Annotated in this window: 13 protein-coding genes; 12 read left to right on the top strand and 1 reads right to left on the bottom strand. The window is 30.2% G+C overall.

Going from position 1 to position 19696, the window contains the following annotated elements; all coding sequences use genetic code 11:
* Positions 1-109 precede the first annotated feature (109 nt).
* From ACQPVP_RS01260 to ACQPVP_RS01235, 6 genes are all read left to right on the top strand, one after another.
* Positions 110-892, top strand: coding sequence for a short-chain-enoyl-CoA hydratase (locus ACQPVP_RS01260; protein ID WP_430846472.1), 783 nt, complete (start codon positions 110-112; stop codon positions 890-892).
* A gap of 97 nt (positions 893-989) precedes the next feature.
* Positions 990-2129 carry an acyl-CoA dehydrogenase gene (locus ACQPVP_RS01255; RefSeq protein ID WP_430846470.1) on the top strand — a complete coding sequence of 380 codons (1140 nt, stop codon included), beginning with the start codon at positions 990-992 and terminating at the stop codon, positions 2127-2129.
* A 15-nt stretch (positions 2130-2144) separates the two neighbouring features.
* Positions 2145-2924 (top strand): electron transfer flavoprotein subunit beta, encoded by a 780-nt coding sequence (locus tag ACQPVP_RS01250; RefSeq protein WP_430846468.1) that lies wholly within the window; start codon positions 2145-2147, stop codon positions 2922-2924.
* 22 nt (positions 2925-2946) lie between these two features.
* A complete protein-coding gene (locus ACQPVP_RS01245) occupies positions 2947-3951 on the top strand; it encodes an electron transfer flavoprotein subunit alpha/FixB family protein (protein WP_430846466.1) in 1005 nt (334 codons plus the stop codon).
* A gap of 140 nt (positions 3952-4091) precedes the next feature.
* Positions 4092-4934, top strand: coding sequence for a 3-hydroxybutyryl-CoA dehydrogenase (locus ACQPVP_RS01240; protein WP_430846464.1), 843 nt, complete (start codon positions 4092-4094; stop codon positions 4932-4934).
* A 201-nt stretch (positions 4935-5135) separates the two neighbouring features.
* A complete protein-coding gene (locus tag ACQPVP_RS01235) occupies positions 5136-6077 on the top strand; it encodes a DNA-3-methyladenine glycosylase family protein (RefSeq protein ID WP_430846462.1) in 942 nt (313 codons plus the stop codon).
* A gap of 127 nt (positions 6078-6204) precedes the next feature.
* Here the strand turns inward: ACQPVP_RS01235 and ACQPVP_RS01230 are convergent, their stop codons facing one another.
* Complete coding sequence (locus tag ACQPVP_RS01230) at positions 6205-6354, bottom strand: Spo0E family sporulation regulatory protein-aspartic acid phosphatase (RefSeq protein ID WP_430846460.1); 150 nt, start codon at positions 6352-6354, stop codon at positions 6205-6207.
* 486 nt (positions 6355-6840) lie between these two features.
* On the opposite strand from ACQPVP_RS01230, the gene ACQPVP_RS01225 reads away from it, so the two are divergent.
* The 6 genes from ACQPVP_RS01225 (at position 6841) to ACQPVP_RS01200 (ending at position 19660) form a co-directional block, all read left to right on the top strand.
* The gene (locus tag ACQPVP_RS01225; RefSeq protein ID WP_430846458.1) at positions 6841-7794 is read left to right on the top strand and encodes an N-acetylglucosamine kinase; all 954 of its coding nucleotides are present in this window, start codon (positions 6841-6843) and stop codon (positions 7792-7794) included.
* A 653-nt stretch (positions 7795-8447) separates the two neighbouring features.
* A complete protein-coding gene (locus ACQPVP_RS01220; protein WP_430846456.1) occupies positions 8448-15080 on the top strand; it encodes a discoidin domain-containing protein in 6633 nt (2210 codons plus the stop codon).
* Between the two features lie 212 nt (positions 15081-15292).
* On the top strand, positions 15293-16021 hold the full coding sequence (locus ACQPVP_RS01215; protein ID WP_430846454.1) for a GntR family transcriptional regulator: 729 nt from the start codon (positions 15293-15295) through the stop codon (positions 16019-16021).
* A 64-nt stretch (positions 16022-16085) separates the two neighbouring features.
* Positions 16086-17249 (top strand): SIS domain-containing protein, encoded by a 1164-nt coding sequence (locus ACQPVP_RS01210; protein WP_430846452.1) that lies wholly within the window; start codon positions 16086-16088, stop codon positions 17247-17249.
* Positions 17250-17388: 139 nt separating this feature from the next.
* Positions 17389-18243: a tagatose bisphosphate family class II aldolase gene (locus tag ACQPVP_RS01205; RefSeq protein WP_430846450.1), complete on the top strand. Its 855-nt coding sequence runs from the start codon at positions 17389-17391 to the stop codon at positions 18241-18243.
* A 103-nt stretch (positions 18244-18346) separates the two neighbouring features.
* Positions 18347-19660, top strand: a complete 1314-nt coding sequence (locus tag ACQPVP_RS01200; protein WP_430846448.1) for a class II D-tagatose-bisphosphate aldolase non-catalytic subunit — start codon at positions 18347-18349, stop codon at positions 19658-19660.
* The last annotated feature ends 36 nt before the right edge of the window (positions 19661-19696 follow it).

The raw sequence follows: 19696 nt of genomic DNA, 5'->3' as shown, positions 1-19696 counted from the left end.
ATTATTTTTTAATGTAATTGTTATAAGATTAACAATTATCTTGTGGTTAAATACATATTAAAAGATGTAGATAATCAGTATAATTAGGGTTAAAAGGGAGGACTTTATCATGGAATTAAAAAATATAATTCTTGAAAAAGAAGGACACTTAGCTGTTGTTACTATCAATAGACCTAAAGCATTAAATGCATTAAATTCAGACACATTAAAAGACCTAGATGCAGTATTAGATGATTTAGAAAAAGATAACAACATCTATGCCGTAATTTTAACAGGAGCTGGAGAAAAAGCATTTGTTGCAGGTGCTGATATTTCTGAAATGAAAGATTTATCAGAAGATGAAGGAAGAAACTTTGGTCTTTTGGGAAATGGAGTTTTCAGAAGATTAGAAAAATTAGAGAAGCCTGTTATTGCAGCAGTGTCAGGATTTGCACTTGGGGGTGGCTGTGAATTAGCTATGGCTTGTGATATTAGAATAGCTTCAGAAAAGGCTAAGTTTGCTCAACCAGAAGCAGGACTTGGAATAACACCTGGTTTTGGTGGAACTCAAAGATTACCTAGGTTAGTTGGAGAGGGGAAGGCAAAAGAACTTATTTATACTTGTGCAATTATAAAGGCTGATGAAGCTTTAAGAATTGGATTAGTAAATAAAGTAGTACCTTTAGAAAATTTAATGGATGAAGCTAAGGCAATGGCAAATGCAATAATAGCTAATGCACCGATAGCAGTTAAACTATGTAAAGATGCTATAAATAGGGGAATGCAAGTAAATATAGATAAGGCTATTGAAATTGAAGCAACTGATTTTGGAAAATGTTTTTCAACTGAAGATCAAAAAGAAGGTATGACAGCATTTATAGAAAAAAGAAATAAAAATTTTTCTAATAAATAGTCTGAAAAAATAAAATATATAAAATAGTTATAAAATTTAAAATTTGAAATTTAACTAAATTTCAAGATAAGGGTGCAATATCGAGGAGGTATAATTAATGAATTTTCAATTAACTAGAGAACAAGAATTAGTAAAAAAAATGGTTAGAGAATTCGCTGTAAATGAAGTTAAACCAATAGCCGCTGAAATTGATGAAACAGAGAGATTTCCTATGGAAAATGTTGAAAAGATGGCTAAGCTTGGAATGTTAGGAATTCCATTTTCAAAGGAATATGGTGGAGCTGGTGGAGATACTCTTTCATATATAATAGCAGTAGAAGAATTATCAAAAGTATGTGCAACTACAGGGGTTATAGTTTCAGCTCATACTTCACTTTGTGCTTCTTTAATAGAACAATTTGGAACTAAGGGGCAAAAAGAAAAGTATTTAACAGAATTAGCAAGCGGTAGAAAGTTAGGCGCTTTTGGATTAACTGAACCAGGGGCTGGTACAGATGCTGCAGGACAACAAACTGTTGCTGTTGCTGATGGAGATAATTATATATTAAACGGATCAAAGATATTTATCACTAACGGTGGAGTTGCTGATATATTTGTTATATTTGCAATGACAGATAAGAGTAAAGGAACAAAAGGTATTTCAGCATTTATAGTTGAAAAGGATTTTGAAGGTTTCTCAGTTGGAAAGAAGGAAGACAAGCTTGGTATTAGAGGATCTTCAACTACAGAATTAGTAATGAGTAATTGTATAGTTCCTAAAGAAAATTTAGTAGGACAAGAAGGAAAAGGATTTGGAATTGCAATGAAAACTCTAGATGGAGGAAGAATTGGTATAGCCTCTCAAGCTTTAGGAATAGCAGAAGGAGCTTTTGAAGAAGCTGTTAACTATATGAAGGAAAGAAAACAATTTGGAAGACCGTTAGCTGCATTCCAAGGATTACAATGGATGATTGCTGAAATGGATACAAAAATTGAAGCTGCTAGACATTTAGTTTATAAAGCTGCTTGGTTAAAAGATAATAAGCTTCCATATTCAGTAGATGCAGCAAGAGCTAAGCTTTATGCGGCAGAAGTAGCAATGGATGTTACTACTAAGGCTGTTCAAATCTTTGGTGGATATGGATATACTAAGGAATATCCAGTTGAAAGAATGATGAGAGATGCTAAGATTACTGAAATATATGAAGGAACTTCTGAAGTTCAAAAGATGGTTATTTCAGGAAGCGCTTTAAGATAAGGGGAGGATTTATAAATGAATATAGTAGTTTGTTTAAAACAAGTTCCAGATACAGCAGCTGTTAAGATTGACCCAAAAACAGGAACACTTATAAGAGATGGTGTACCATCAATAATAAATCCAGAAGATAAAAATGCATTAGAAGCTGCATTAACTATAAAGGATAATGTAGGAGGAAAGGTTACAGTTATAAGCATGGGGCCTCCTCAAGCACAAAATGCTTTGAGAGAAGCTTTATGTATGGGTGCTGATGAAGCAATACTTATAACAGATAGAGCTTTTGCTGGAGCTGATACATTAGCAACTTCTAAAACTTTAGCAGGTGCGTTAAAAAAATTAGAATATGATATAGTATTTGCTGGAAGACAGGCTATCGATGGAGATACAGCTCAAGTTGGACCAGAAATTGCAGAACATTTAAATATACCTCAAGTAACATATGTACAAGATGTAAAGGTAGAAGAGGATGGTTTATTAATAAATAGAGCATTAGAAGATGGATATGAATTAATTAAGGTTAATGCTCCAGTTCTTTTAACAGCTATAAAAGAATTAAATGAACCAAGATACATGAATGTTAAATATATATTTGAAACAGCAAATAAAGAAATTCAAATATGGTCAGCGGATGATATTGAAGTAAATAAAGAAGATTTAGGACTTAAGGGTTCTCCAACGAAGGTTAAGAAAACAATGACTAAAGAAACTAAGGGAGCTGGTGAATTAATAAATGAAGCTCCTAATGAAGCTGTAAAATATGTATTAGGAAAATTAAAGGAAAAGCACTACATCTAAGATATATGGGAGGTAATTAAAGATGAGTATGGCAGATTACAAAGGTGTTTGGGTATTTGCTGAGCAAAGAGAAGGAGAACTTCAAAAGGTTTCTCTTGAATTACTTGGTGAAGGTAGAAAGATTGCAGATAAATTAGGCGTAAAATTAACAGCATTATTATTAGGTAATAATGTAAAAGCTTTAGCTGATACATTAGGAAGACATGGAGCTGATGAAGTTTTAGTAGCTGAAAGTAGTTTATTACAACACTACACTACTGATGGATATACTAAGATAATATGCGATTTGGCTAATGAAAGAAAACCTGGTATAGTGCTTATAGGTGCAACATTTATTGGAAGAGATTTAGGTCCAAGGGTTGCAGCAAGATTAACTACAGGTTTAACTGCTGACTGTACAGTTTTAGATGTTGATGTAGAAAAAGCAGATTTACTTGCTACAAGACCAGCATTTGGTGGAAACTTAATGGCAACAATTGCTTGCCCAGATCATAGACCACAAATGGCAACAGTAAGACCAGGAGTATTCTCTAAACTTCCAGATGAAGAAAGAAACTTCACAGTTGAAGAAGTAGAAGTTAAATTAGAAGATTCAGATATAAGAACTAAAATAGTTGAAATAGTAAAAGAAACAAAGGAAATAGTAGACATAAGTGAAGCAAACTTCATAGTATCAGGTGGTAGAGGAGTTGGCTCAAAAGAAAATTTTGCGATTTTAGAGGAACTAGCAGAAGCTTTAGGTGGAACAGTAGCAGGATCAAGAGCAGCTGTAGAAAATGGATGGATAGAAAGAGATTATCAAGTTGGACAAACTGGTAAGACAGTAAGACCTACTATTTATATAGCATGTGGTATATCAGGAGCTATTCAACACGTAGCTGGTATGCAAGATTCAGATATGATAATAGCTATTAATAAGGATTCAGCAGCTCCAATAATGAAAACTGCAGATTATGCAATAGTTGGTGATTTACTAAAAGTTGTACCAGAAATGACAGCTCAAGTAAAGGAACTAAAAGAAAACTAATAACAATTGATAATGTATAATGCATAATAGGTAATTGGGAAAATAACTCAGATAAGCTGAGTTATAAAATTAATAATTATTACAATAATTATTAATTATCAATTACCAATTATGCATTGAAAAATAGGAGGGTTTTGAAAATGGAAAAGATTTTTGTAATTGGCGCTGGTACTATGGGCGCTGGAATAGTTCAAGCTTTTGCACAAAAAGGTTATGAAGTAATAGTAAGAGATATAAAGGATGAATTTGTTGAAAGAGGAATTAATGGAATAAACAAGGGTTTATCTAAATTAGTTTCTAAAGGAAAGATTAGTGAAGAAGACAAGGAAGCTATTCTTTCTAGAATTAGTGGAACTACAGATTTAGCACTTGCTGAAGATTGTGATTTAGTAATAGAAGCAGCTGTAGAAAATATGGAAATTAAGAAGAGTATATTTGCTGAATTAGATGGAATTTGTAAGGAATCTACTATTTTAGCATCTAATACATCATCTTTATCAATAACAGAAGTTGCATCAGCAACAAAGAGACCAGATAAGGTAATAGGAATGCACTTTTTCAATCCAGCTCCAGTAATGAAGCTAGTTGAAATAATTAGAGGAATGGCAACATCAAATGAAACTTTTGATGCAATAAAAGAACTTTCCGTTGCAATTGGTAAAGAACCAGTAGAAGTTGCGGAAGCTCCAGGATTTGTAGTTAACAGAATACTTATTCCAATGGTTAATGAAGCATCATTTATACTTCAAGAAGGAATAGCATCAGTTGAAGATATAGATACTGCCATGAAGTATGGTGCAAATCATCCAATGGGACCTTTAGCATTAGGAGATCTTATAGGATTAGATGTTTGCTTAGCTATTATGGATGTTTTATATAATGAAACTGGAGATAGTAAGTATAGAGCAAGCAGTCTTTTAAGAAAATATGTTAGAGCTGGATATCTTGGAAGAAAAACAGGAAGAGGTTTTTACACTTATTAAAATTAAGATATATATTACAAAGAGAGGCTGTTGCAGTAAAGGGCAACAGCCTCTCTTTGCTTTTAATAAAATTAGAATCTTCAAAGGAACAATAAATATGATATTTTATGCTGTTATGATATAATTAATCTCAGATAATTAAGGAATAGTTTGTTAAAATTTAGGGGATAAATAATATATTGAATAATACGAGGTGAAAAAATGGATTTTAAAAATGTTAAGTTTGAAGATGATAAAGTTATTATTGAAGGTGCAAAAAACTTTAATATTAAACAAATACTAGAGTGTGGACAATGCTTTAGATGGGATAAGATAACAGATGAAAATTATATAGTAGTAGCTTTTGGAAGAGTAATAGAAGTTCTTCAAAATGATGATGAAGTAATAATTTATAATTCTAATGAGGAAGATTTTAATAATATTTGGTTAAAATATTTTGATTTAGAAAGAAGTTATGATGATATTAAAAATGAATTATCTAAGGATGAAATTTTAAGAAAAAGTGTGGAATTTGGATATGGTATAAGAATTTTAAATCAAGATCCTTTTGAAATGCTAATAAGCTTTATTATTTCTGCTAGAAATAGTATTCCTTCAATAAAGAAGACTGTTAAAAAAATATGTGAAAACTGGGGAGAAAAAATAGAGTATAAGGGAGAAGAATATTATACATTTCCAACTCCACAAGCAATTAAGGAGGCTACTTTAGAAGAAATTCAATCAACAGGGGCATCCTTTAGAAGTAAATACATAGTAGATACTATTAAAAAGGTAAATGAAGCAATTGAAGTTAAAGAAGATATGATGGCTAATCGAGAGAAATATGAAGAAAGACCAGAAATATTAGATTTTGATTTAGAATATATAAGTAGTTTAAATGATGATGAATGTCATATTGCCCTTCAAAAATTTATGGGAGTTGGAGCAAAGGTTGCTGATTGTATAATGTTATTTTCAATGGCAAAACATTCTTCATTTCCTGTAGATGTTTGGGTTAAAAGAGCTATGATACATTTCTATGTAGCTCCAGATTTATCATTAAATAAAATGAGAGTATTTGCAAGAGATAAGTTTGGTGCTTTATCAGGAATGGCACAGCAATATCTTTTCTATTATGCAAGAGAGAACAAAATAGAAGTTTAATCAATGGTTAGTGAAGTTAATTTAGTTTTACTTATAAGCACCTAGAGGAATCTAGGTGCTTTAAAATATTATTTTAAATTCCATCTAGAATTTCTTTATGTACTATATTTAAGTAGGATAATATTCCTTATTCAATTTCTTTCTTTAACATTTTCTTTTGTATCTCATTAATCTCCTTATCAAGTTGTCTACTTAACTCTAAAACCTCATTTGAAAGTCCGATAGATTCATAAAGCTTTTCAAGTTCATATCTAATTTGATTAATTTTAGAATGCATATAATCCCCCTTTCAATGGGAAATTATACAAAAAAATATATTGAAAATCAAGAGAGAAAAGTAAAAAAATGTATAGAAAAATATTGACTACAAAAACATGTACAAATATAATTAAATTGTAATACTTGGTAATAAACCCACAAATCCACAAACCTATAACCCCTACATAAAACACAATTATTATTAAGTATTATATGAAAACCCACATAAAATAGAAAATAACACCTAATTTTCGCTCTGTTGGGTGTTATTTTTATTAGTTTAATTATTAATATTAATAATATTTCATCTTAAAGCGAGAATAAAATATAGAATTAAAATTAGCAATATAATGATATTGGAAAAGATTTGTTATATATATATAATTAAATTAGTGGCTTTTAAAATAAATGTATTATAAATAATTGCAGTTTAATTGAAGTAATAAATGTTATAACACATAAGATATGCCCAGATTATAAATATAAAAGTCTAGGGGGAAGAAACATGTATTATTTAGGTATTGATGGAGGCGGAACTAAGACAAAGTATGTTCTAGTTGATAAAAATTTGAAAAAAGTAGCAGAAAGAGAAGGTTCAACTATTCATATTCATCAAGTGGGAGTTGAAGGAATTAAGAGTCAATTAACTGAAAATATTGCAAAAATATGTGAGGAAGCTAATATTGAAATAAAAGATATAGCGTATACCTTTGCAGGAGTGCCAGGTTATGGTGAGAGTTTATATGATATGGAAAAAATAGATAAAGCTATAAAAGAGGTAATGCAAGTACCATATTCAATAGATAATGATGCTGTTAATGGATGGGCTGCAGGAACAGCTTGTAGGCCAGGTGTTAATATAGTTGCAGGTACTGGAAGTATAGCCTATGGAAGAAATTCAGAAGGAAAATTAGCTAGATGTGGTGGCTTTGGACCTGGAATAGGTGATGATGGAAGTGCCTATTGGATTTCTTTAAAAACTATTAATGAGTATACTAAACAAAAGGATGGAAGAAAAGAAAAGACAGTTCTAGTAGATATATTAGAAAAAGAATATGGAATTACTTATAAATATGAAATAGTAGACATAGTATTTAATAGATTGAACTTTAATAGAACAGATTTAGCAAAATTTTCAACTATATGTTTTTTAGCAGCAGATGCAGGATGTCCAGCATGTAAGCAAATATTTAGAGAAGCAGCAGAAGCAATATTTGAACATATAAGAGCTATATCCAGTGAGTTAAAATTTACAGAAGAATTTATAGTGTCATATACTGGAGGGGTTTTTAAAGCAGGTAAATATGTTCTAGAACCATTAAAAGAAATGATAAATAAATCAGGATTAAATTGTTACTTGCAAGAGCCACAATTGGATCCATGGAATGGAGCAGTATTACTAGCTTACACATTAGATGGAAATATAGTTCCTAATAATGTTAAAGAAATACTAATATAATATAAATAGACTATTGTATATAAGAAATACAATAGTCTATTTTCTATTACAAACTAGCAATAATGTAATTATAATAAATATATTAATATTCTCGCTTACTGTACAAATAAAATAATGAATAATTATGGATAAGTAGAATAAATAAGAAAGACAATAGGAAAAGATTGACAATACATATAATGGAAATTTATAATATATCATAGTGGTAGTTACCACATAGTGATAATATTTATGGAGGTGATTTATATTAAAGAAATTTTTATTATTAATTAATGATTAACATTCATAGATAACTGAGCTTAACTTAAGTAAATATTCACACATTACCTTAAGATAAAAAATACTATTTTGGATAAATTATTATAAAAATATTTATTGTGGAAGTTGAATTAACATTGGAGAAGTAACTTGAATATAGATATCATAATTTATTAAGAAGAGATTAATTATTATAATTAAATACACATCTAAAATTTATCCTTATACGATTCACACATAGCATATGTAACTTACTAATTTATATTAGTAAAGATTCACACAAGAAAATCTCAAAATTAAAATATCTTAAAATTCGAATATTAGCACCATAGGTATAGGAACATAATTTATAACAAACTAGAACAGAAATTATAAAATGAAAAGTGGGGAGAATTATGAAGAAAAAAATGATAGCTGCAAGATTAACAGCACTTGCTATAACTACTGTTTTTGCATCAAGTATAACAATTCAACCAATTTCCGCTTATGGATATTCTGTAGAATCCGACTATACTACAGAAAGTGTGAACAATCAAGAAAAGGCGAAGGAATATAAGGTTATTGGCGGAGTTAAAACTTATACTCAATCAGGTAATAAAGTTACTTTTGAAATGACAACTGGAGAAAAAATAAGAGTATCAACTCTAGAAGATGATGTATTTAGAATATATATGGATCCTGAAGGTAAATTTCAAGAAGAGCCAACTCCAAATTCAAAGGATCACATAACAAAAATTATTGATAAACAAGAGAGCGAGTACACTAATGTAATACCAGTAGTAGAAGATGGTAATATTATAAAGGTTTCTACTGATGATATTGAATTAAGAGTTGAAAAAGAAACTGGTAAGATGGAGTTGATTAATAAAAATAGTAATGAAACTGTGTGGAAAGAAGCAGAGCCATTAAAATATAAAGATAATGAAACTATTCAAACCTTAGAAGCATCAGAAGATGAATACTTTTATGGAGGTGGACAACAAAATGGGAGATTTTCTCATAAAGGGAAAATTATAAATATTAAGAATGAAAATAATTGGGTTGATGGAGGAGTTTCAAGTCCAACACCATTTTATTTTTCAACCAATGGTTATGGTGTTATGAGACATACATTTAAACCAGGACAATATGACTTTGAATCAACTGAGGAAGGAAAAGTAATTGCAAAGCATGAAGAAAAACGTTTTGATGCTTATTACTTTATAGATGAAAGTCCAACAGAAATTATCAATAAATTTACTGATTTAACAGGTGAAGCTATATTGTTACCAGAATATGCATTTTATGTAGGACATGCAAATGCATATGCTCGTGATTGGGTTAATGATGAAACTGGCGAAGAATCACAAACTCAAAAACCAGGATTTGATCGTCAAGAAACCTTAATGGTAGATGCAAAAAAAGTTGTTGATGAACATATTGATAATGATATGCCTCTTGGATGGTTTTTACCTAATGATGGATACGGTGCTGGATATGGTCGTGCAGATACAATTGATGGAAATATAGCTTTATTAAAAGAGTTTGTTGATTATACAAAAAGTAAAGGTATTCAAGTTGGGCTATGGACACAAAGTGATTTAAAACCAACTGGTGTTGGAGAAGTCTATTTACAACGTGATATAGATAAGGAAGTTGGAACGGCTGGAACAAATGCAGTTAAAACAGATGTTGCATGGGTAGGAGCTGGGTATTCATTTGCACTTAATGCCGTTAGACAAGCTGCTGAAGGAATTGAAAATAATTCATTAGATAGTGCTAGACCATTTGTTGTATCCTTAGATGGATGGGCTGGTACTCAGCGTTATGCAGGGCTTTGGTCAGGAGATCAATATGGAGGTAATTGGGAGTATATTCGTTTCCATATACCAACTTATATAGGATCAGGATTATCTGGACAGCCTAATGTAGGTTCAGATATAGATGGTATATTTGGTGGAAATAAATTAATACAAACTAGAGATATTCAATGGAAAGCATTTACACCAATTGAAATAGATATGGATGGATGGGGAAGTAATGAGAAAACTCCTTATGTATTTGGAGAGCCATATACTTCAATTAACCGTATGTATCTAAAGTTAAAGGCAGAGATGATGCCTTATAATTATACAATTGCTAATGAGGCAAGTACAGATGGAGTTCCTATGGTACGTGCTATGATGCTAGAATATCCAAATTCATATACCTATGGAACGAATACTCAATATCAATATATGTGGGGAGAAAATTTACTAGTAGCCCCTATATATCAAGATACTGCTTCTGACTCAGTAGGAAATGATATACGTAATGATATATATCTTCCAGATGAAGATCAAATATGGATTGACTACTTTACAGGAAAACAATACAGAGGTGGAGGAGTACTAAATAATTTTGATGCACCTATGTGGAAATTACCTTTATTCGTGAAGAATGGTGCTATAATTCCAATGGCAAATGAAAATAATACTCCAGAAGATATAGATGATTCACAAAGAATATTTGAAGTATACCCAAGTGGAGATACTAGTTTTGAAGTTTATGAAGATGATGGACTAACAACAGACTATAAGGATGGAAAATCAGCAACAACAATGATAACTTCATCAGCTCCTAAGACAGGAAAAGGAAAGGCTGTTATTAAAGCTGGATTATTAGAAGGAGATTATGAGGGGATTATTACAGAAAGATCAACAGAATTTATAGTAAATGTTAGTGAAAAGCCAACAGATTTAGAATTAAAAGTTGGAAATAAAAATGTTTCATTAAAAGAAGCTACATCTTTAGAAGAATTTGAAAATGGAACAAACTTATATTTCTACAATGAAAGTCCAAATCTTAATAAATATTCTACAGAAGGATCAGCGTTTGAAGATGTAGAAATAATTACAACTCCTAAGCTTTATGTAAAGGTAGACAAAACAGATGTAACAGCTAATGAAGTTGAATTAACTATTAATGATTTCATAAATACTCAAGATATTTCTAAAAATGAAGTAAATACAAAGTTAAATATTCCTACCAATTTCAATGCTCCAGAAGATTTAATAACTTCTGATTCGGTTACTTTAACATGGGATAAAGTAGAAGGTGCAGAATATTATGAAATTGAAATTGATGGAATAATACAAAAAAATATAACATCAACTCAATATGTTCATAAAGATTTAGATTTTGATACCGAGTATAGTTATCGTATTCGTAGTGTAGATAAAGATGGTTATTCAGAGTGGAGTGAAGAACTAACCACTAAAACAGACTTAGATCCATATAGAAATGTGCCTAAAGATATGACGGTAAAGTGGACAGAAGGACAGTATAGTACTGATGTGCCAGCAAATGCTGTAGATGGTGATGATAACTCCCAATTCCACTCAGCAGGGAGTGCCATTGATAAGCCGTTTATAATTGATATGAAAAAAGCTTATCAAATTGAAAAATTAGAGTTACTATTTAGAAATTCAGGAAATGGTTCTGTAAGGCGTGCTGAAATATATAGCAGTTTAGATGGAGTAAATTATCAAAAAGTATTTAGTAATACAAGTGATTCTGGAAATGCAGCTTGGTCTACTGATGGACAAGTAAAAACCATAGAATTTGATACTACAATTAAAGCTCGTTACTTTAAAATTGTAACAAAAGAATCGGTTGGTAATTTCTTAGCTATGAGAGAGTTTAGACCGTATATGGTAGATGGAAGTAAGGGGCAACTTGTTGGTGACTGGAACAATGGTGGAACAATAGAAGAAGGGGATTTAACATTCCTTCAAAATTACACTGGCTTATCATCTGTAGATGCAGATTGGGATTATGTATCAATGGCTGACTTAAACTTTAATAATGTTATTGACGCATATGATATAAGTTATGTAGCAAGCCAATTAGAAGGTGGCATAGTACCAACAGAAGGCGGAAATGTATCTGGAGAAGTTATGCTTGTTCCAAATAAAACAAGTATTTCAGCAGGTGAAACTTTTACTGTTGATGTTGTAGGTACTGGATTATCCGATGTTAATGCATTTAGTGCAGAAATTCCTTTAGATTCAAGCAAGTATGAATTAATAAAAACTGAAGGTGCATTAGCAACAGCTTCTATGAAGAACCTATCAAAGATTAGAGTTCATAGTGATAATTCACAAGATCTTTATACTGTGTTTACTAATATCGGTGATAACATTAGACTTAACGGAACAGATACTCTTGCAACAATTACTTTAAAAGCTAAGAGTGATATTAATTTTAACTTATCATTAAGTGATGCATTAGTGGTTGATAGTAACTTAAATTCTAAAAATGCAATTGCTAATATTACTAATCCAGAAGATCCGTTACCAGGAGATAAAGATTCAGTAGTGAAAATTGGAAAAGAAAGTATTACTGTAACTGGTGATGAGTCACAATTACAAACAGGAATGGGATTAAATAAATTAATAGATGGTACTACAAGTAGTGATGATAGTTCCCGTATGGATTTAAAATGGGTATATACTGCTGACCAAGCAGATAAAGGAAAGCTTCCATTTGAAATGACATTTACATTTAATGAAGCTAAGAAGTTTAATAATTTTACTATATATAATAGAACCAATGCTGATGGTAAAAATAATATTTCAGCAATGAAAAAAGTAAAAGCAGTTGGATACTTAAATGGTGTTGCAACTGATCTAGGTGAAGTATCTAATATTACAACTGCAAAAACTATATACAATTTAGAAGGTAAGTCCTTTGATAAAATTGTAATTACAGCTTTAGAATCTAATAAAGATATATACACTTTAGCAACAAATGAAATAGAATTCTATGAAGAAAAGCAACAATCACCAGCATCAATAGAGTTCTTAGAAAATACACCAACAAATATTTATGTTAATAAGATAGCGCCTATATTTGCAAAAGTATTACCTGAAACCGCAAATTTAAATTATAAACTTACTTCAGAAAATGAAGATGTAGTAAAGGTTATACGTGTAGATAATGATAATTCAGCTACTTATTATTTAAGAGGGGTTAAGCCTGGTACAGCAAAAGTAAAAGCTACAACTGCTGATGGAAAGCTTAGCGTTGAACAAGAAGTTACAATACTTGATGGATTTGATAAGTCTGTATTAATAGAAGCTATTGAAAAGGGTAAATCATACTCAAAGAATAGTGAAATCTATACAGAAGAAACTTATTCTGAATTACTAAAAGCTATAGAAAATGCTGAAAAAGTATTAGAAACAGCAAAGACAGAATCAGAATTGAGTTCTGCAATTATATCAATAAGAGTAGCTATAAACGGATTAAAAGAAAGTGAAGAGACTAATTTAAATGTAATTGACTTTAGTAATTTAGAAGCTATATTTGCTACTTCTGAAGCAGATAGTGACTTTAAGGCAAATGCTGTAGATGGTGATGAAAATACAATATGGCATTCAGGGTATCAAAGTAGTGATAAGTTACCTGTTTCAATAGTAATTAAGTTAGATAAGCCTTATAACCTTAATCAAATTGATTATTTACCAAGACAAAATAGTACAAATGGACATGTAACTGAATATATTGTTGAAACTAGTTTAGATAATGAAAATTGGACAGAAGCAAGAAAAGGAACCTTTAAAGAAGCAAGTAATGGTTCTGGATTAGAAAATAAGGGATACAATCCAATACGTTTCAATACTATTAAAGCTCAATATGTTAGATTTACTGCAGTAAAAACTTTAGGTGATACTCGTGATAAATATGCAAGTGTTGCTGAACTTAAATTCTATGGACAGTTAGAAGTAGATAAATCAAATTTAAGTGCTAAGATTAGCGAGGCAGAGGCCTTAATTGAAGCTAATTATACAGCAGAAAGCTTTGAGGCAGTTAAGGTAGCAATTGATGCAGCTAAGGAAATATTAAATGACAATTTAGCAACTCAAGAGCAAGTTAATGAAGCAATTAGTATTTTAACTGATGCAATTGATAATCTTGTTAATAAAGAGGATGTTGAAGAAGTTAATAAAACAGTTCTAGCAATGGCTATAGAATATGTTCAAAACTTAAAAGCAAATGGAGAGCTTGAAGATGTTGTTCCAGCAGTAATCAAAGAACTTGAAGCTGCATTAAAAGAAGCTAAAGAAGTTTTAGATAATAAAAATGCCACACAAGCTCAAGTAGATATAGCGGAAAAGAGGTTAGTGAAGGTAATTCATATGCTAGAATTCAAAAAGGGAGATAAGACAAAGCTTAAAGAACTTGTTGAAATAATTAAAGTTTTAGATGAAAGCAAATATACAACTTCAACTTGGAATGCATTGCAAATAGAAATTGAAAAAGCTGATAAAGTAATTGCAGATGAAAATGCAATGGAAGAAGAAGTTGCTAAAACCTATGAAAGCTTGAATAAAGTATTCGCTGAATTAGAATTAGTAGCTGATAATTCTAAACTTGCACAATTAGTAGCTGAATTAGAGGCTAAAGATTTATCTAAGTATACAACAGAAAGTGTTAATAAGTTCAAGGTAGAATTAGAATATGCTAAGGGAATCTTAAGCAATAAGGATGCAAGTCAAGAAGAAATAAATGAAGCTTATAATAAGTTAATAAAATCTTACCTTGATTTAAGATTAATCCCAGATAAATCTCTTCTTGAAGATTTAATAAGCAAGGCTGAAGCAATAGATTTATCTAAATATACTAAGGAAAGTGCTAATAAGGTAAGTTTAGCATTAGCTAATAGTAGATCAATTTTAAATAAAGAAGACGTTACTCAAAATGAAATAGATGAAGCAGCAGGTGAATTAAAATCAGCTTTAGATGGTTTAGAAATTGCGAGTAACGGAAATAACAACGGAAACAACGGCAACGGTAACGGAAATAACAACGGAAACAACGGCAGTGGCAATGGAAACAACGGAAGCGGAAATGAAAACAAAAATGGTAATGAAAATAATAACAACAGCAATAATGGAGGTAAATTGCCAAGTACAGGAGGAACAGCATCTAGTACAATAGCATTAATTGGAACATTAACTTCATTATTAGGAGTATCTATTATTAAAAAAAGAAAAGTTAAATAAGTAAAATAATTAAAAATAGTAGATAGGCTTTATTATATAAGTCTATCTACTATTGTATAAAAGTGGTAAAGGATATATTGACATAAAAAAATATATCCTTTAAAATGAAATTAAATAATAGATTTTAAGAAGATAAAAATATGTATAAATTATAATTATTTTTTTATTAATTATTATTATATAATTTAAATAAGATCAATGAGGTGAATTTAATGAGTGCAATAGTAGATAAAAGCTCTAGAACGCCCCTATACTTGCAACTTATGAATATTTTAATAGATATAATAGAAAATAAGTTGGAGGAAAATGATCAAATACTTTCTGAAAGAGAAATATGTGAAATTTATAATGTAAGTAGAACTACTGTAAGGCAAGCTATGGATGAACTTGAAAAGGAAGGATATATATATAAGATTCATGGAAAGGGTACTTTTGTATCACCTAAAAGAATGAATCAAGACTTAATTTCTTTTTATTCATTTACTGAAGAAATGAAAAAGATAGGAAAAACTCCTACTTCAGAAGTTACAGGATTTGAAATAGTTGAGGCAGGAGATAAGATAAGTAAATTCTTCAAAATAGATAGGCAAGAATTATTATATAAGGTATCTAGGATAAGAAAAGCTGATGGAATCCATATGATGTATGAAACTACATATCTTCCATTTAATAGGTTTAAGGGAATAACAAGAGAACAATTGGAAGAAAAGCCAATGTATGATGTTTTAATTAAAAATTTTAATGCAAAGATTACATCAGCAGAAGAGTACTTTAGACCAATTCTAACCAATAAATTAGAAAGTATTTACTTAGATATTAAAGAAGGCTCGCCAAGCTTAAAAATAGAAAGATTCACTTATGAAAATACTAATGTAATTGAGTATACAGTAAGCGTAGCTAGGGGAGATAAATTTAAATATAGGGTGAAGTTAAATAATTAAAAATAAAATAAATTTTTTTGAGTCAACTGGTAATGACAACATTATCAGTTTGGGAGGTATTAAAATGATTTTTGGAATGGAAATGGACAAAATTAATGCTTTAGGTGCAACTTATACTGCAACTGAAATAAAGCAGCAACCAAAACTATGGTTAGAAACATACAATATAGTAAAGGAAAATGAGGATAGGATAAAAGATTTCTTAAAGAGAAGACTTAAATCTAATACTAGAATAATTCTAACTGGAGCAGGAACATCAGATTATGTAGGGGATACGGCTTACTTGCATTTAGCAAAGACGTTAAATTTAAGAGTAGAGGCAATAGCTACAACTGATCTAGTATCAAATCCCTACGAATTTATTGAAGAAGATACACCAACTATATTAGTTTCTTACGCTAGATCAGGAAATAGTCCAGAGAGTGTTGGAGCATATGATATATTTCAAGAAAATATAAAAGATATATCACAACTTGTAATTACCTGTAATAAAGATGGTGAGTTAGCTAAAAAGGCTAGAGATTGTAATAATAATCTTTGCTTATTAATGCCAGAGCTTTCTAATGATAAAAGCTTTGCTATGACAAGTTCATTTAGTTGTATGTTATTAGCAACATTATTAAGTTTTGATATAGAAAATATAGATAAAAATAAAAGTTATGTAGATATAGTAGTTAATCAAGGTAATGAGATTCTAGATAATAGATGGCAAGATGTAAAAGAACTAGTAGATTATGATTCAGAAAGAATAGTTTATTTAGGCTCTGGAGTATTAAAGGGATTATGTCAAGAAATGGCTCTTAAAAACCTTGAACTTACTAGTGGAAAAAAAGTTACAGTATGTGAGTCAGTGCTTGGTTTTAGGCATGGACCTAAATCAATAATAAATGATAATACATTGGTTATATTTATGAACTCAACAAATAAATATACAAACCTTTATGATATAGATTTAATCAAAGAAATAAGTGGAGATTCAGGAGATCATAAATTAGCAGTAATTAGTTATATAAAAAATGAAGAATTAAATGGATTATGTAATAAATATATAGAAATAGATGGACAAGCAATTCCAGAAGTATTCACAGTATTTAATTATATGTTATTTGGTCAGATGTTTGGATTATTTAGTTCATTAAAATTAGGAATATCACCAGATAATCCAAGACCAGATGGAACTGTAAATAGAGTAGTAAAAGGGGTAATTATTCATAAATATAATAAATAAAACATTAGGCAATAAATTGTTTTACTTTATATTATTTAAATAAAAGGTAAGCAAGTTTTTTACAAGCAAATAAATTACTAATGATGATAAAAAACTAAGAGGAGAGAATTTAAATTTTACAAAAAGGAGTTGAAGTAATATGAAAATATTATCAACAAGAGAAATGCTAAAAAAAGCTCAAAGAGAGGGATATGCAGTACCAGCCTTTAATATTCATAACTTAGAAACATTAGAGGTAGTTGTAGAAACAGCAGCAGAACTGAAATCACCAGTAATACTTGCAGGAACTCCATCAACTATTGAATATGCAGGAGGAGAGTTTATAGTAGCAATGGCAGAAGCAGCAGCTGAAAAATATAATATTCCAATTGCAATACACTTAGATCATTTTGAGGTAATAGATGAAATAAAACACTTCGTTGATTTAGGATTTAAATCAACAATGATAGATGCATCTCATGCACCTTTTGAAGAAAATATAGAAACAGTTAAAAAGGTAGTTGAATATGCGCATAAATATGATGCAACAGTAGAAGCTGAACTAGGTAGATTAGGTGGACAAGAAGATGACTTAGTAGTAGATGAAAAAGATAGTAAGTACACTAATCCAAAGCAAGCAAAAGAATATGTAGAAAGAACAGGAATAGATTCATTAGCAGTAGCAATTGGAACAGCACATGGATTATATCATGGAGAAGCAAAATTAGATTTAGATAGATTAAAAGAAATAAGAGATATGGTAGATGTACCATTAGTATTACATGGAGCATCAGATGTACCAGATGAATTAGTTAAAAAAGCAATATCTCTTGGAATATGTAAAGTAAATGTGGCAACTGATTTAAAGATTCCATTTTCAGATGCAGTAAAGAAATACTTTATAGAAAATCCTAATGCTAATGATCCAAGAAAATATATGACACCAGGAAAAGAAGCTATGAAGAAAGTAGTTGCACACAAAATAATGGTTTGTGGAAGTAATGATAGAGCTTAATAAAATACAATAAACTAGGGAGAAAATAATATTAAGGTTAAAGCTTAAGTATTATTTTCTCTCATTTTATATATAAAATAAGAATTTTGAGAGGGTGGGTTTTATGAATCAAATAAAGAGTATGGTTAATAGGTATAAAAGTGGGAATATTGAAGGGGTATTCTCAGTATGTTGTTCGAATAGTTATGTAATTGAAGCTGCAATGACAAGGATTTTGGATAAGGATATGCCTTTGGTAGTAGAAGCAACAGCTAATCAAGTAGATCAATTTGGTGGTTATACTGGAATGACGCCAAAGGATTATGTTAAGTATATATATAATCTAGCTGATAAAGTATCTTTCCCTAAAGAAAGAATAATATTAGGGGGAGATCATTTAGGTCCTTTAACATGGAAAAATATAGATTCTGGAGAGGCGATGAATAATGCAAAAAAGCTAATAAAAGAATATGTATTGGCTGGATTTACTAAAATTCATATTGATACAAGTATGCCACTATTAGGAGATATAGAGGGGAATATTTTTGGTGACGACTTAATATCATATAGGGCGGCAGAATTGTGTAAGGTTGCAGAAAGGGCTTATTTAAACTTAAAGAAAGATAATGAAAATGCTATTCATCCAGTTTATATTATAGGAAGCGAAGTTCCAATTCCAGGGGGAGCACAAGAGGAGGAAGAAGGTCCTACTGTAACTAAAATAGAGGATTTTAAGAGAACTATAGAAACTTTTAAAAATACTTTTTATGCCTTCGGATTAGAAGAAGCATTTCAATATGTAGTTGGTATTGTAGTACAACCAGGCGTTGAGTTTGGCAGCGGTGATATTTGGGACTATAACAGAGAAGAAGCAAAAGATTTAAGTAATGCGTTGAAGGAGTATAAAAATTTAGTTTTTGAAGCACATTCAACAGATTATCAAACTCCAAAGGCTTTACGACAAATGGTTGAAGATGGTTTTGCTATATTGAAAGTTGGACCAGCTTTTACTTATGGATTTAGAGAAGCTGTATTTGCATTAAATTATATAGAAAATGAAATGTTTAAATCTGATTCAAATATAGAACTATCTAATTTTATAGACATTTTAGATTCTTCAATGGAAAAAGAGCCAAAGGATTGGATAAATCATTACATTGGAACTAAATCAAAGATTAAGTTAGAAAGAAAGTATAGCTTGTCTGATAGAGCTAGGTATTATATGCCTAAGAAGGAAGTTAATTTAGCTTTAGAAAAGCTTATAAATAATTTAAGTGATATAGAAATACCAATTACTCTTATTAGCCAATTTATGCATGAACAATATAAAAAAGTAAGAAATGGTGAGCTAGAACCAAAGGTTGAAGAATTATTAAGGGATAGAATTTGTGAATATATAGATGATTATATTTATGCTATAGAGGGAAAAGTGAGTTAGGTTATAAAAGCTTTAATTGAAACATATAAGTTTTTC

It is taken from the genome of Clostridium nigeriense (genome assembly GCF_050585265.1).
In the GTDB taxonomy this organism is placed as follows: Bacteria; Bacillota; Clostridia; order Clostridiales; family Clostridiaceae; genus Clostridium; species Clostridium nigeriense_B.
Note: the sequence above shows the minus strand (reverse complement) of the source record. Positions and strands in the feature narration are given on the sequence as shown.

Bases quoted from the DNA above. Each gene is read 5' to 3' on its own strand.
- ACQPVP_RS01215 (WP_430846454.1), top strand. From the start codon at position 15,293: ATGAGTGCAATAGTAGATAAAAGCTCTAGAACGCCCCTATACTTGCAA.
- ACQPVP_RS01235 (WP_430846462.1), top strand. From the start codon at position 5,136: ATGGATTTTAAAAATGTTAAGTTTGAAGATGATAAAGTTATTATTGAA.
- ACQPVP_RS01205 (WP_430846450.1), top strand. From the start codon at position 17,389: ATGAAAATATTATCAACAAGAGAAATGCTAAAAAAAGCTCAAAGAGAG.
- ACQPVP_RS01240 (WP_430846464.1), top strand. From the start codon at position 4,092: ATGGAAAAGATTTTTGTAATTGGCGCTGGTACTATGGGCGCTGGAATA.
- ACQPVP_RS01255 (WP_430846470.1), top strand. From the start codon at position 990: ATGAATTTTCAATTAACTAGAGAACAAGAATTAGTAAAAAAAATGGTT.
- ACQPVP_RS01210 (WP_430846452.1), top strand. From the start codon at position 16,086: ATGATTTTTGGAATGGAAATGGACAAAATTAATGCTTTAGGTGCAACT.
- ACQPVP_RS01220 (WP_430846456.1), top strand. From the start codon at position 8,448: ATGAAGAAAAAAATGATAGCTGCAAGATTAACAGCACTTGCTATAACT.
- ACQPVP_RS01225 (WP_430846458.1), top strand. From the start codon at position 6,841: ATGTATTATTTAGGTATTGATGGAGGCGGAACTAAGACAAAGTATGTT.
- ACQPVP_RS01245 (WP_430846466.1), top strand. From the start codon at position 2,947: ATGAGTATGGCAGATTACAAAGGTGTTTGGGTATTTGCTGAGCAAAGA.
- ACQPVP_RS01230 (WP_430846460.1), bottom strand. From the start codon at position 6,354: ATGCATTCTAAAATTAATCAAATTAGATATGAACTTGAAAAGCTTTAT.
- ACQPVP_RS01260 (WP_430846472.1), top strand. From the start codon at position 110: ATGGAATTAAAAAATATAATTCTTGAAAAAGAAGGACACTTAGCTGTT.
- ACQPVP_RS01250 (WP_430846468.1), top strand. From the start codon at position 2,145: ATGAATATAGTAGTTTGTTTAAAACAAGTTCCAGATACAGCAGCTGTT.
- ACQPVP_RS01200 (WP_430846448.1), top strand. From the start codon at position 18,347: ATGAATCAAATAAAGAGTATGGTTAATAGGTATAAAAGTGGGAATATT.